The sequence below is a fragment of the Micrococcus sp. KT16 genome, assembly GCF_003315015.1.
Taxonomy (GTDB): Bacteria; Actinomycetota; Actinomycetes; order Actinomycetales; family Micrococcaceae; genus Micrococcus; species Micrococcus luteus.
This window is the reverse complement of sequence record NZ_QNRG01000005.1, coordinates 108,568-121,363: the sequence shown is the minus strand read 5'-3', so window position 1 is coordinate 121,363 and position 12,796 is coordinate 108,568. Positions and strand designations below refer to the sequence as shown.

The 12,796-nt window shown below is 73.6% G+C and carries 13 protein-coding genes and 1 pseudogene; 2 read left to right on the top strand and 12 right to left on the bottom strand.

Going from position 1 to position 12,796, the window contains the following annotated elements; all coding sequences use genetic code 11:
- Positions 1–115: 115 nt before the first annotated feature.
- The 10 genes from DE149_RS06580 to DE149_RS06535 form a co-directional block, all read right to left on the bottom strand.
- The gene (locus DE149_RS06580) at positions 116–781 is read right to left on the bottom strand and encodes a histidine phosphatase family protein (protein ID WP_036381588.1); all 666 of its coding nucleotides are present in this window, start codon (positions 779–781) and stop codon (positions 116–118) included.
- A 12-nt stretch (positions 782–793) separates the two neighbouring features.
- Entirely contained in the window at positions 794–1,219 is a 426-nt protein-coding gene (gene rsfS, locus DE149_RS06575) for a ribosome silencing factor (protein WP_036316941.1), read from the bottom strand.
- Entirely contained in the window at positions 1,216–1,863 is a 648-nt protein-coding gene (gene nadD, locus DE149_RS06570) for a nicotinate-nucleotide adenylyltransferase (RefSeq protein ID WP_041104890.1), read from the bottom strand. The genes rsfS and nadD overlap by 4 nt, the downstream gene beginning before the upstream one ends.
- A 74-nt stretch (positions 1,864–1,937) precedes the next feature.
- Positions 1,938–2,162, bottom strand: coding sequence for a hypothetical protein (locus tag DE149_RS06565; RefSeq protein WP_041104892.1), 225 nt, complete (start codon positions 2,160–2,162; stop codon positions 1,938–1,940).
- A gap of 79 nt (positions 2,163–2,241) precedes the next feature.
- The gene (locus DE149_RS06560) at positions 2,242–3,591 is read right to left on the bottom strand and encodes a glutamate-5-semialdehyde dehydrogenase (RefSeq protein ID WP_113914191.1); all 1,350 of its coding nucleotides are present in this window, start codon (positions 3,589–3,591) and stop codon (positions 2,242–2,244) included.
- Between the two features lie 72 nt (positions 3,592–3,663).
- The gene (proB, locus tag DE149_RS06555; RefSeq protein WP_069941379.1) at positions 3,664–4,869 is read right to left on the bottom strand and encodes a glutamate 5-kinase; all 1,206 of its coding nucleotides are present in this window, start codon (positions 4,867–4,869) and stop codon (positions 3,664–3,666) included.
- A gap of 3 nt (positions 4,870–4,872) precedes the next feature.
- The gene (gene obgE / locus DE149_RS06550; RefSeq protein WP_020622077.1) at positions 4,873–6,420 is read right to left on the bottom strand and encodes a GTPase ObgE; all 1,548 of its coding nucleotides are present in this window, start codon (positions 6,418–6,420) and stop codon (positions 4,873–4,875) included.
- A gap of 169 nt (positions 6,421–6,589) precedes the next feature.
- The gene (gene rpmA, locus DE149_RS06545) at positions 6,590–6,847 is read right to left on the bottom strand and encodes a 50S ribosomal protein L27 (protein WP_002853915.1); all 258 of its coding nucleotides are present in this window, start codon (positions 6,845–6,847) and stop codon (positions 6,590–6,592) included.
- Positions 6,848–6,898: 51 nt separating this feature from the next.
- Positions 6,899–7,204 carry a 50S ribosomal protein L21 gene (rplU, locus tag DE149_RS06540; protein ID WP_002853919.1) on the bottom strand — a complete coding sequence of 102 codons (306 nt, stop codon included), beginning with the start codon at positions 7,202–7,204 and terminating at the stop codon, positions 6,899–6,901.
- A 232-nt stretch (positions 7,205–7,436) separates the two neighbouring features.
- Complete coding sequence (locus DE149_RS06535; RefSeq protein WP_223247533.1) at positions 7,437–10,673, bottom strand: Rne/Rng family ribonuclease; 3,237 nt, start codon at positions 10,671–10,673, stop codon at positions 7,437–7,439.
- Positions 10,674–11,070: 397 nt separating this feature from the next.
- Here DE149_RS06535 and DE149_RS06530 point away from each other — a divergent pair, with 397 nt between their 5' ends.
- Positions 11,071–11,730 (top strand): vitamin K epoxide reductase family protein, encoded by a 660-nt coding sequence (locus tag DE149_RS06530; protein ID WP_078026092.1) that lies wholly within the window; start codon positions 11,071–11,073, stop codon positions 11,728–11,730.
- Positions 11,731–11,816: 86 nt separating this feature from the next.
- Here DE149_RS06530 and ndk read toward each other — a convergent pair whose 3' ends face one another.
- Positions 11,817–12,239, bottom strand: a complete 423-nt coding sequence (gene ndk, locus DE149_RS06525; RefSeq protein WP_012750845.1) for a nucleoside-diphosphate kinase — start codon at positions 12,237–12,239, stop codon at positions 11,817–11,819.
- Positions 12,240–12,314: 75 nt separating this feature from the next.
- Positions 12,315–12,659 carry a DUF4233 domain-containing protein gene (locus tag DE149_RS06520; RefSeq protein WP_354436019.1) on the bottom strand — a complete coding sequence of 115 codons (345 nt, stop codon included), beginning with the start codon at positions 12,657–12,659 and terminating at the stop codon, positions 12,315–12,317.
- Between DE149_RS06520 and DE149_RS11955 the strand changes: the two are divergent.
- A pseudogene (locus DE149_RS11955) lies at positions 12,634–12,696 on the top strand (hypothetical protein); the annotation flags it as partial. The gene DE149_RS06520 and the pseudogene DE149_RS11955 sit on opposite strands and share 26 nt — an antisense overlap.
- Positions 12,697–12,796 lie beyond the last annotated feature (100 nt).

Below are 12,796 nucleotides of genomic sequence, written 5' to 3'. Positions count from 1 at the left end.
GGGCGCCACCCGCGATCTTCACGCGCCGTTTCCGGCCCGTTCGCCTCGCTGGCAACTCGACTAGCGTACACGGTCCCCGTGCGGGCGCCAAATCGGCGTCCGGGCCGGGGCGCCCTCAGATGCCGTAACCCTCGAGGGTCCAATCGCCCCAGCCCTCGGCCCCGGTGTCGGCAGTGAACGCGCCCTGCAGCACGGCGGCGCGGGCGTTGCCGATCCGTTCCATCGCCGCGAAGGCCTCGCCCTCGTGACGCAGGAGCAGCCCCGTGGCCGCGCGGATCAGCGCACCGTGGGCCACGACGAGCAGGGTGTGGGCACCACCGTCGCGCGGGGTGTCCGCCCAGTGCGGGGGAACGTGTCCGCGCAGCGCACGCAGGGCCCGCTCGCCGCCCCCGCGCAGGGTCTCCCCGCCCACGGGGCCGGCGTCGAGCGCCGGCTCGGCCCGCCAAAGGCGGTGCTCGTCCGGCCAGCGTTCCGCGATGGCACTGAGCTCCAGGCCCTCCCACTCTCCCCCGGCCAGCTCCATCAGCTCCGGGTCGACGGCCACGGACGCCGCGCCCACCCGGGCCTCGAGGACGATCTCGGCCGTGCGGCGCGCCCGGGCCAGCGGGGAGCACACGGCCACGAGCTCCTCCGCGTCCTCGACCAGGTCACCCACGGGCCCGCCGGCGGCGCGGCGGGCCTGGCGCTCCCCCTCGGCGTTCAGCTCGATGTCCGTGTGCCCCTGGTAGCGGTCCAGGACGTTCCAGTCGGTCTCGCCGTGACGCAGCAGGATCAGGCGCATCTCCCGGCCCGCTCAGGAGGCGTGCGAGGCGGAGGCGCCGTCGTCCTGGGTGGCCGCGTCCGGTCGGGTGCTCTCCTCCGGCAGGCCGAGGTCGATCGCCGGGGTGTCCTTCCACAGGCGGTCCAGCGCGTAGAACTCGCGGTCCTCGCGATGCTGGACGTGCACCACGAAGTGTCCGTAGTCGAGCAGCACCCAGTGGCCGTCGGACCGGCCCTCGCGACGCAACGGCTTGAGCTGCTCGTCCTTCAACAGCGCCTCCTCGACGCCGTCGACGATCGCGTTGACCTGACGCTCCGAGGCGCCGGAGGCGATCAGGAAGGCGTCGGTCAGGCCGAGCCGCTCGGCGACGTCGAACGCGACGATGTGCGTGCCGAGCTTGTCCGCGGCGGCGGCCGCGGCGGTGGTGAGGGCGTCCAGGGTGGTCTGGGGAACGGTCACGAGGTCTCCTCTTCCGAGACGTAGAGGTGGTGCTTGGCGATGTATTGGACGACGCCGTCCGGGACGAGATACCAGACGGGCCGGCCCCGGCGGACGCGCTCCCGGCAGTCCGTGGAGGAGATCGCCATGGCGGGGATCTCCATCAGGGAGACGTCGGCGCCCAGGCCCATGTCCGAGAGGTCGTGGCCGGGACGGGTGACACCGACGAAGTGCGCCAGGTCCCAGAGTTCGTCCACGTCCTTCCACGTGAGGATCTGGCCCATCGCGTCCGCGCCGGTGATGAAGAACAGCTCGGCGTCCGGGTGCAGGCGGCGCAGGTCCCGCAGCGTGTCCACGGTGTAGGTCACGCCGGGGCGGTCGATGTCCACGCGGGAGACGGTGAACCGGGGGTTGGAGGCGGTGGCCACCACGGTCATGAGGTAGCGGTCCTCGGCCGGGGAGACCTGCCGGTCCGACTTCTGCCACGGCTGACCCGTGGGGACGAAGACGACCTCGTCCAGCTCGAACTCGGCGGCCACCTCGGAGGCGGCCACGAGGTGCCCGTGGTGGATCGGGTCGAAGGTGCCGCCCATGATGCCGAGGCGACGACGGCGCGCGCCCCCGGCGGTGGGCGCGGGCACGGGGGTGCGGGAGGCGACGGTCATGCGCTCAGGAGACGAACGGACGGCCCGCCACGCAGCCCCCGGCAGGGGCGACGACGCGGCGGGCCGGTGAGACGTCAGTGACCGGAGGTGTGCGAGCCGCGGCCGGTGCCGTGGTGCTGGACCGCGGTGGTGGGCTCGGGCAGGCGCAGCGCGCGGGAGCGCATGGACATGGTGGCGGCCAGGGCGGCCATCAGCAGCGCGAAGACGAGCAGGCCGTACCAGATGGGGTCCATCGGCAGCTCGTTGACGACGTGGTGGCCCTCCTCGGCGGCGGCCAGGATCAGGGCGGTGTTCAGCATGGATGCTCCTCGGTGCAGCGGGTCAGACGGCCGGGCCGGGGCCGGGCCGAAGGGGTCCTGGTGTCCATCGTAGCCCGGCTCAGCGGCGGATCTGCCCGTCGCCGCGCAGGATCCACTTGGTGGTCGTGAGCTCCTCCAGGCCCATGGGCCCGCGGGCGTGCATCTTCTGGGTGGAGATGCCCACTTCGGCGCCGAGGCCGAGCTCGCCGCCGTCGGTGAAGCGCGTGGACGCGTTCACGATGACGGCCGCGGCGTCCACCTCGGTGATGAACCGCTCGGCCGCGGCCAGGTCGTTCGTGACGATGGCCTCGGTGTGGCCCGTGGACCACCGGCCGATGTGCTCGATCGCCTGGCCGAGGGAGTCCACGACGCGCACGGCCATTTCCATGTCCAGGTACTCGGTGCCCCAGTCCTCCTCCGTGGCGTCCACGGCGTCCCGGGCGTGGTCGCCGCGGTCGGCGAGCGTGGGCAGCCAGGCCCGCGCGGCCTCGTCCACGTGCAGCAGCACGCCGGCACGGGTGAGGGCGCGCAGCACTTCTCGGCCCGTCTCCTCCGCGTCCCGGTGGAGCAGCAGGGTCTCGGCCGCATTGCACACGGAGGTGCGGTGGGTCTTCGAGTTGAGCGCGATGTCCACCGCCATCTGCTTGGGTGCGGAGGCGTCCACGTACAGATGCACGTTGCCCTCACCCGTCTCGATCACGGGCACCCGGGCCTCGCGGACCACGCGCTGGATCAGCTCACGGCCGCCGCGCGGGACGAGGACGTCCACCGCGCCACGGGCGGCCATCAGGGCGGCGACGCCGGGACGTCCGAGATCGTCGATGCCCTGGATGATGTTGGCGTCGAAGCCCTGGTCCACGAGCGCCTCGCGCAGCACCTGGATCAGGACCGCGTTGGTGGACTCCGCGGCCGAGCCGCCGCGCAGGATCACGCCGTTGCCCGACTTCAGGGCGATGCCGGCGATGTCCACCGTGACGTTCGGACGGGCCTCGTACACGGCGCCCACGACGCCCAGGGGCACCCGCACCTGGCTCATCCGCACGCCGTTGGGCAGCGGGCCGCCGCGGACCACGGTGCCCACGGGGTCCGGCAGGCCGGCCAGGGTCTCCAGGGCGAGGGCCAGCGCCTCGACGCGCGCCTCGTCCAGCTTGAGGCGGTCCAGCAGGGCCGCCGAGGTGCCGGTCTCGCGGCCGCGGCTGCGGTCCTCGCGGTTGGCCGTGATGATCGCGGCCGTGTTGGCGCGCAGCGCCTCGGCCATGTGGCGCAGGACGGCGTCCTTGCGGGCGCGGCCGGCGACGGCCAGCTCGGGCACGGCCTGACGCGCCCACTCGGCCCGCTGGCGGACGGCCTCCTCGACCTCGGGCGTCGGCGCCTCGGCGTCCTGGCGGCCGGACTGATCCTGGGGTGCGGTGCTCTCGGTGGTCTGCATGCCGCCAGCCTATCGAGCGCCCCGGACGAGGCACGAGGCCCGGTCCGTCGACTCGGCCGGAGCCCGTGCCGGTCAGCGCTGCGGCGGAGCCAGGCGCACCCAGTCGTCGGCGTGCACGACGACGCCGTCGTAGCCCGCGCCGAGGTCCTCGCGGAGGTCGGCGGTCGTCCGCCCGAGCATGGCGGGCAGCTGCGACGAGGAGTACTGCACGAGGCCGCGCGCCCGCACCCGGCCATGCGCATCCACGATCTCGACGACGTCGCCCGGCGTGAAGGCGCCCGTGCAGCCGGTGATGCCCGCGGCCAGCAGGGAGCGGCCGCGGTCGATCGCCCCGGCCACCGCGCCGTCGTCGATGATGAGCCGACCCCGGACCTCCGCCGTGAGGCCGAGCCACGCCGCGCGGGCGGACCGGCGGCGGCCGGTGGCGGAGAACCACGTGCCCACGTCCTCCCCCGCGAAGGCGGCGCCCGCATTGGCGGCCGAGGTCAGCAGGGTCGGGATGCCGGTGGTGGCCGCGATGCCGGCCGCGTCCACCTTGGTCACCATGCCACCCGTGCCCACACCCGCGGAACCGGGCACACGCACGTCGACGCCGGCCAGATCGTCGTCCGAGGTGACCTCCGGGATGCGCCGCGCGTCCGGGTGGGAGGGGTGGCCCGTGTAGAGGGCGTCCACGTCCGAGAGCAGGACCAGCAGGTCCGCCTTGCAGAGGTTGGCGGTGAGGGCCGCGAGGCGGTCGTTGTCGCCGAAGCGGATCTCGCGCGTGGCCACGGCGTCGTTCTCATTCACGATCGGCATCACGTCGAGCGTGAGCAGCCGCGACAGGGCGCGGTGCGCGTTCGTGTACTGGGTGCGCCGCATGAGCTCCTCGGCGGTCAGGAGCACCTGGGCCACCTCGGTGTCGTGCCGGCCGAAGCTCGTGGTGTAGTGCGCCATGAGCTTGCTCTGGCCGACCGCCGCCGAGGCCTGCTGGGTGGCGGTGTCCTTGGGGCGTCGGCCCAGCCCGAGGTGGGGGAAGCCGGCCGCGATGGCGCCGGAGGACACGAGCACCACCTGGGTGCCCTTCTGCCGCTCGGCGGCGAGGACGTCCACGAGCCGGTCGATGGCCGCCACGTCCAGGCCGTCCGGGGTGGTCAACGAGGACGAGCCGATCTTCACGACCACTCGGCGTGCGGCCTGCATCGTCTCCCGCGAGGTCACGGGGTTGGCCTGCGGGTCCTCAGAGCCGCGCGTGGCGGGGGTCGGATAGCGGGTGACGACGGTGCGCCGCACGGACATGGATCATCCCTCTCGATCGTCGGTGTCGGTCCACAGGCCGGAGCGTCGCTCGGCCTCCATCTCGGCCCGGGTCGCCGCACGGGCGGCCCGGCGGGCATCCTGCTCGGCGCGCTTCTCCGCGCGGGTCGCGCGGGTGCGCTCGTCGAGCCGCAGGTCGGTGCCCCGGGGCCCGGCGAGCAGCTCGGCTCCCGCGGACAGCGTGGGCTCCCAGTCGAAGACGACGCCCGTGACGTCGTCGCCGATCACGACGGCGTCGCCCGGCCTCGCACCGGCCTTGAACAGGCCGTCCTCGACGCCGGCCCGCTGGAGCCGGTCCGCAAGGTAGCCGATCGCCTCGTCGTTCTGGAAGTCCGTCTGGGCGACCCACCGCTCGGGCTTCTCGCCGCGCACGCGGAACAGCGGCTCGAGGTTGCGCTCCTCGCGGCGGATCGTGAATTCGGCCCGCTCGCCACGGCGGCGATGCCGGCGCGGCACCTCGACGGGCGCGGCCGGCGCGGGCTCGACCACCCGGGAACGGGCCTCCGCCACGAGCTCGGCCATGGCGTACTTGAGGGCGTCCAGGCCCTCGCGGGCCAGCGCGGAGATGTCGAAGACCCGTAGGCCACGGCCCTCGAGCTCGTCGCGGACCATGTCCGCCATCGCGGCGCCGTCGGGCAGGTCGGTCTTGTTCAGGGCGATGAGGCGGGGCCGCTCGTTCAGCGGTACGACGCCCTCCCCGCCCTGGGAGAAGACGGGCTCCACCGCGTAGGCCTCGAGCTCGGCCTCGATGGCCTCGAAGTCGGCGATCGGGTCGCGGTCGGACTCGAGGCTGCCGCAGTCGAGGACGTGCACGAGCGCGGCGCAGCGCTCGACGTGGCGCAGGAACTCCAGGCCGAGGCCGCGGCCCTCCGAGGCACCGGGGATCAGGCCCGGGACGTCGGCCACGGTGAAGCGCACGTCGCCGGCCTGCACGACCCCGAGGTTGGGCACGAGCGTGGTGAACGGGTAGTCCGCGATCTTGGGACGGGCCGCAGACAGGGCAGCGATGAGGGAGGACTTGCCGGCCGAGGGGAAGCCCACGAGCGCGACGTCCGCCACGGTCTTGATCTCGAGCGTCAGGTCCCGGCTCTCCCCCGGCAGGCCGAGCAGCGCGAAGCCGGGCGCCTTGCGCTTCACGGAGGCCAGAGCCGCGTTGCCGAGGCCGCCCTGACCGCCGGCGGCGGCGACGTAGGTCGCGCCCTCCCCCACGAGATCGGCCACGATGTTGCCCTGCTCATCCTTGACCACCGTGCCGTCCGGCACGGGCAGCACGAGCGACTGGCCGTTCTTGCCCTCGCGGTGGTCGCCCATGCCCGGCTGGCCGTTCTCAGCGGACCGGTGCGGGGCGTGGTGGTAGTCCAGCAGCGTGGTGGTCTGCGAGTCCACCACGAGGGTGATGTCGCCGCCGTCGCCCCCGTCGCCGCCGTCGGGGCCACCCAGGGGCTTGAACTTCTCGCGATGCACGGAGACGCACCCGTGCCCGCCGTTGCCGGCGGTGAGGTGGAGGACCACGCGGTCCACGAAGGCTGCCATGGGAGTGCTCCTAGGGGCTGGAGGGATCGGACTCAGACGGCCCAGGGGCCGGAGACGCCGACGGCGGGGGCGGGTCCGGTGGATGCCGGGCCCGCCCCCGCCGGGGCGTCAGGGGGTGCGGGTGTCCTCGCCGGGCGAGGGTCCGCACGCAGACCGCACGAGTGTCAGATCACTCCGCGGCGGGGACGATGTCCACGACCTTGCGGCCGCGGCGCTGGCCGAAGGCCACGGAGCCCGCGGACAGCGCGAAGAGGGTGTCGTCCTTGCCGCGGCCGACGTTGCGGCCCGGGTGGAACTTGGTGCCACGCTGGCGGACGATGATCTCGCCGGCGTTGACGTCCTCGCCGCCGTAGCGCTTGACGCCGAGGTACTGCGGGTTCGAATCGCGGCCGTTCTTCGAGGAACTGCCGGCCTTCTTATGTGCCATTGCTGTTGCCTAACCTCTCGGATGCTCGGTTTCGCCGGTGCCGGTGACGGCTCAGGCGATCCCGGTGATCTTGACCGTGGACAGCTCAGAGCGGTGGCCCTGGCGCTTCTTGTAGCCGGTCTTGTTCTTGTACTTCATGATGACGACCTTCTTGCCACGGGAGTGGGAGACGACCTCGGCGGTCACCTTCACACCGGCGGCATCGGCGCCAGCCTTGACCTCGTCCCCGTCCACCAGCATCAGAGCGGGCAGCTCGACGGAGCCACCGGTCTCAGCGGGAACGCGGTCAAGGGTAACGAGGTCTCCGACGGAAACCTTCTCCTGGCGGCCGCCAGCGCGGACAATCGCGTACACCACTTGGGACTCACTTCTCTCGACGTTTCAACGGATCAGATCGGGTTCTGCTCGCCCGCACCTCGACCGCGGCTGCGTCCGGGTCCGGCGGTCCCTCACCGGGACATGCGGGAGCGTGCGGGCGGTGAACACCGATGGTCCAGCATACTCGCTGCCGGGCATCCGGACCAAACAGAGGCGTGTCGGCGCGTCGCCGCCGCCCGGGGCAGGCCCGGGGCGGCGGCACCGACGACGGTCAGCGGCCGCGACGGGCCAGGTCGGCGGCCTTCACTCCGACGCCGAGCATCACCGGGGCGGCACCCTGCGGCTCGGCGGGGGTGGACGCCTCGGCCACGGCCGCGGTGAAGCGGCCGCCCTGGGCGCCGCCGGGCGCGGCCTGGACCTGGACGTGGACGCCGTCGGACGACACGGCGCGACGCGAGCGCCGGCGCGGCGATCCAGGCACCGGGGCGGTCGGAGCCGCCTGGGCCTCGGTCGGGGCGTCCGCGGCGGACGCCTGGTCCGCGTCCGCCGTGGGCTCCGCCGTCGGCTCGGTCGCCGCAGGCTCCACCATCACGGCCTCCTCGACGGCGGCCGGGGCGGCGGGCTGCTCGTGGACCTCGGTGGCGTCCGTGGACTCCTCGGGCGAGGGCTCGGTGGCCTCCACCGGAGCCGCGTCCGTGCGGTCGGCCGTCCGCTCGGCGGACGCGTCCGCACCGGCGGCCGGACGGACGACGCCGTCGCTCGAGGCCCGGCGGGACCGGCGGCGCCGGGGCGCCGGGGCATCCTCGGCGGGCACGGGCGCCGGGGCATCCTCGGCAGGCACAGGCTCCGATGCGACCTCGGAGGACACGGCCACCGAGGAGTCGGCGTCCGCGGCCTCGTGCCGCGACGGCGTCGCGCGCTCCGCACCGTGGTCCTCGGCGTCGGCGTCGGCCTCGGTCGAGGCCGCCTCGCCGCCTCGGCGAGACCGCCCGCGGCCACCCCGGCGACGCCGGGACCGGCGGGGACGGTCGTCCTGCTCAGCCGCGTCTTCCGGGGACTCGGCCTCGGCGTCGGCCTCCGCCTCCGCGACGGCGGCCACGGCCTCCTCGGCCTGCACGACCGGGTCCTGGTGCTCGGGGGCCGCGGCGGCGGCCGGCTCGGCCGCCTCCTCCTCGGTCTGACGGGTCTGACCGGCGGACTCGGCGGGGCCGTCGTCGTGCGACCGCGCGGCATCCTCGGAGCCGGCATCCTCGGCGCCGGTGTCCCCCGACTCCTCAGCGCGGCCCCGGCTGCGGCGGCGGCCCCGACGACGCCGGCGACGCGGCGTCTCCTCCTCGTCCGTCCCGGCCGGCTGCCCGGCCTCCGCGGGCCCGGCCGACGCGGCCTCGACGGCCTCGGCCGCGGAGTCCTCGGCGGCGTCCGCCGCCTGCTCGGCGGGGGCGGACTCCTGGGCGGGGGCCTCGTCCTCGGCCACCTTGCCGGAGGCCTTCGCGATCGAGTGCAGGGCGACCCGGGCGGCCTCGGCCCGCTCACGGCGCTGCCGCTCGTCCTCCGAGTCGGCGTGCTCGGCGCCCGTCGTCGTGGCCGCGGCGGCGTGGGCGTGCTCGCCCTCGCCGTCGCCCCGACGCCGGCGACGACGGCGGCCCTCCGCCTCGCCGCGCTGCTCACCGCCGGAGCGGCCCCGCTCGACCGGCGTGTCCTGGATGAGGATGCCGCGGCCGGCGCAGTGCTCGCAGGTCTCCGAGAACACCTCCACGAGCCCGGTGCCCATGCGCTTGCGCGTCATCTGGACCAGGCCGAGCGAGGTCACCTCGGCGACCTGGTGCTTCGTGCGGTCCCGGCCCAGGCACTCCACGAGACGGCGCAGCACGAGGTCGCGGTTGGCCTCGAGCACCATGTCGATGAAGTCGATGACGATGATGCCGCCGATGTCCCGCAGGCGCAGCTGCCGGACGATCTCCTCGGCGGCCTCGAGGTTGTTCTTGGTGACGGTCTCCTCGAGGTTGCCGCCGGAGCCCGTGAACTTGCCGGTGTTCACGTCCACCACGGTCATGGCCTCGGTGCGGTCGATCACGAGCGAGCCGCCGGAGGGCAGGTACACCTTGCGCTCGAGCGCCTTGTGGAGCTGCTCGTCCACGCGGTGGGTGGCGTACAGGTCCTCGCCGTCGTGGTCCTCCGGCACCCAGTGGTGCAGACGGCCCAGCAGGTGCGGGGCCACGTAGGTCACGTAGGCCTCGATGTTGTCCCACGTGGCCTCGCCCTGCACGAGCATGGCGGAGAAGTCCTCGTTGAAGACGTCGCGGACCGTCTTGATGGTCAGGTCCGGCTCGGCGTAGAGCAGCTCGGGGGCGAGCACCTTGGTGCCGGACGCCTTCTCCTGGATGCCCTCCCACTGGGCGCGCAGACGGTTGATGTCGTTCTGCAGCTCCTGCTCGGAGGTGCCCTCGGCCGCGGTGCGCACGATCACGCCGGCGTCCTGCGGCAGGTGGTCCTTGAGGATCTTCTTCAGACGCGAGCGCTCCACGTCCGGCAGCTTGCGGGAGATGCCGGTCATCGAGCCTCCCGGCACGTACACGAGGTAGCGGCCGGGCAGGGAGACCTGGCTGGTCAGACGGGCGCCCTTGTGGCCCACCGGGTCCTTGGTGACCTGGACGAGCACGGTGTCGCCGGACTTGAGCGCGTTCTCGATCTTTCTCGGCTTGCCGTCCAGCTGGGCGGCGTCCCAGTTGACCTCGCCCGCGTAGAGCACGGCGTTGCGTCCGCGGCCGATGTCCACGAACGCGGCCTCCATGGACGGCAGCACGTTCTGGACCTTGCCCAGGTACACGTTGCCGATCATCGAGTCCTGCGTGGTGTGCGAGACGAAGTGCTCGGCCAGCACGCCGTCCTCGAGCACGGCGATCTGGATGCGCTGGTCGCGCTGGCGCACCAGCATCTTGCGGTCCACGGCCTCGCGGCGGGCCAGGAACTCGGCCTCGGTGATCACGGTGCGGCGACGCCCGCCCGAGCGGGAGTCGCGGCGGCGCTGGCGCTTCGCCTCGAGCCGGGTGGATCCCTTGACGCTCTGGACGGTGTCCGAGGCGGTGCCGACGGCCTGGCGCGGCGCGCGCACGCGGGTGACGGTGTGCTCGGGATCGCCGGCCTCGCCGCCGTCGAGCTCCATGTCCACCTCACCGCGGCGGCGTCGGCGGCGCCGCCGGGAGACCACGGCGCCCTCGGCCCGGTCCTCGGACTCTCCGGCGTCCTCGTCCTCGGAGCGCTGCCGGGACGTGGTCTCGGTGCGCAGGACCTCGATCAGGTTCGCCGGCACGGCGAACGGGTCGGTCGGGTCGACCTGCAGCGTCGGCGCGCTCGGCTCCTCGGCCGGGTCCGCGGCGTCGTCGGACGCGGCGGTCCGCTCCGGCTCCGCCCCGTCGGCGGTGTCCGCCGCGGTCTGCGTCACGGCCTGCTCGGCCGTCTCTTCCACGCGTTCGTCTGCGCGGGTCGTGTCCTCGTTGTTGGCCGCCATGGCAGCACCTCCCGCCGACCGACGACGCCACACTCGCCGCCGCCCGGCGTGTCCGCGTCCGCCGCCGGCCGCGTTGCCCCGGGCGCCGTGCGCCACGGGTGCGCCGGGAGGCGGACTCCGAGAAGTCATCGGGTGGACCGCGTCGACCGTCAGGGCCCGGCGCGGAACCGCTGCGCCCTCGAGATCGGGGCCTGGGCGTCACGTGCCGTCCGCCGGCCGGCGCACGGACGCGCACGGGCGAAGCCCGGCGTCCACCTCCCGCACGATGCTCGACGCGGGGGCGCCTCGGCGGCGGCCCGACGTCGGGCGCGCAGCGGGCTGCCCCGCGGTGTGGCCACGGGACGGCCAGGGCCGATTCTCTCACATCCGCCCCGGGCACGCGCCTAGAATCGTGTCCATGCCTGCGACCCCGCTGACGGACGACATCCGCCTCTCCCCCGCCGACGACATCCCCGCCGAGGAGGCCCGGCTCACCTGGTACGCCCGGCCCGCGGGCACGGCGGCGCTGCTCCTGATCACCTCGCTCGTGGCGCTGACGGCCACCATCATCATCATCGTCGAGCGCACCCTCCTCACCGCGGACCCGACGCACCGCACGTCCTGCGACCTCAACCCGTGGGTGTCCTGCGGCCAGGTGATGCAGTCGTGGCAGGCCCACACCTTCGGCTTCCCGAACACGTACATCGGCGTGGTCGCGTTCTCCGTGCTCATCACCGTGGGGATGTCCCTGCTCGCCGGCGCCCGCTTCGCCCGCTGGTACTGGCTGCTGATGAACGCGGGGATCCTGGCGGGCTTCGCGTTCTGCGTGTGGCTCTGGTACTCGGCCGTCTACAGCATCGGCACGCTCTGCCTCTACTGCATGATCGTGTGGGCCATGGTCATCGCCCAGCTCGTGCTTGTGACGTCCCGGAACCTGCAGACCGGCACGCTGCCGGCCCCGGCCGGTCTCGTCCGCCTCGCCCGGGAGCTGGCCTGGCCCGTGATCGTGCTCCTCTACGTCCTGGTGTTCGCCTCGATCCTGCTGGAACTGGGCCTCGGGGTCGTCGGGATCGACTGAGCCTAAGCTCCCCCACCGGACACGACGACGGCGGCCGGTCACCCCACCAGGGTGACCGGCCGCCGTCGTGCGGGCCCGGAACGGGCTCAGCCGAACCAGATCGCGAGCTCGCGCTCGGCCGAAAGGGTCGAGTCCGAACCGTGGACGAGGTTCTTCTGGACGGCCTCGCCCCAGTCCCGGCCCAGGTCGCCGCGGATGGTGCCCGGGGCGGCCACGGTGGGGTCGGTCTTGCCGGCCAGCGAGCGGAACCCCTCAATCACCGAATCGCCCGTGACGCGCGCGGCCACCACGGGGCCGGAGGCCATGAACGCCACCAGCGGCTCGAAGAACGGCTTGCCCTGGTGCTCCTCGTAGTGGCGCTCCAACATGGCGCGGGTGGGCGTGAGCATCTTCAGGTCGGCGATCACGTAGCCCTTGCGCTCGATGCGCGCGAGGATCTCGCCGACCAGGTTGCGGGCCACCCCGTCCGGCTTGATGAGGACGAGGGTCTCTTCGGTGTGGTGCGTCATGGGGTGTGCTCCTAGCGTCGTCGGACGGCCGCGAGCGCGGCCCGGTTCCCGCTCCACCCTAGTGGGGCCCGGGACTCAGCGTCCGTGCTCGGCCTCCCAGGCGGCCTCGAGGCGGTCGCGCTGGGCGTTCTCGACGTCCATGGCACCGCCCTTGATCACGGCGTACGCCCACGTCAGCGCGAAGAGGGCCCCCACCACGAACATCGAGTACTCCCAGAAGCCGGAGGCCAGCAGGACGGCCTGGATCGCCCAGCCGATCGCGATGCCGACGGGCTTGCGCACCAGGGCGCAGGTCAGCACCGCGACGACGGCCAGCGCGGAGTAGCCCGCCACGAACCACCAGGCGCCCGGCTCGTCCCGGTGCATGCCGAACAGCATGAGTCCGAGGAAGAAGATGAGCACCGCCTCGAGCATGAGGATCGTGGAGGTGAACAGGGCGCGCACGGAGCGTCGGCGCCGGCGAGTGCCGGGGCGCCACTGCCGCTGGGCTCGCGTCTCGCGCTCGGGGCGCCAGGGCTCGTCGCCGAAGCGCCCCTGCTCCGTGGCGCCTCCGGTCT

Coding starts and splice junctions, on each gene's coding strand:
- DE149_RS06580 (WP_036381588.1), bottom strand. CDS start 781: ATGCGCCTGATCCTGCTGCGTCACGGCGAGACCGACTGGAACGTCCTG.
- nadD (WP_041104890.1), bottom strand. CDS start 1,863: ATGACCGTCGCCTCCCGCACCCCCGTGCCCGCGCCCACCGCCGGGGGC.
- DE149_RS06565 (WP_041104892.1), bottom strand. CDS start 2,162: ATGCTGAACACCGCCCTGATCCTGGCCGCCGCCGAGGAGGGCCACCAC.
- DE149_RS06560 (WP_113914191.1), bottom strand. CDS start 3,591: ATGCAGACCACCGAGAGCACCGCACCCCAGGATCAGTCCGGCCGCCAG.
- proB (WP_069941379.1), bottom strand. CDS start 4,869: ATGTCCGTGCGGCGCACCGTCGTCACCCGCTATCCGACCCCCGCCACG.
- obgE (WP_020622077.1), bottom strand. CDS start 6,420: ATGGCAGCCTTCGTGGACCGCGTGGTCCTCCACCTCACCGCCGGCAAC.
- rpmA (WP_002853915.1), bottom strand. CDS start 6,847: ATGGCACATAAGAAGGCCGGCAGTTCCTCGAAGAACGGCCGCGATTCG.
- DE149_RS06535 (WP_223247533.1), bottom strand. CDS start 10,673: ATGGCGGCCAACAACGAGGACACGACCCGCGCAGACGAACGCGTGGAA.
- DE149_RS06530 (WP_078026092.1), top strand. CDS start 11,071: ATGCCTGCGACCCCGCTGACGGACGACATCCGCCTCTCCCCCGCCGAC.
- ndk (WP_012750845.1), bottom strand. CDS start 12,239: ATGACGCACCACACCGAAGAGACCCTCGTCCTCATCAAGCCGGACGGG.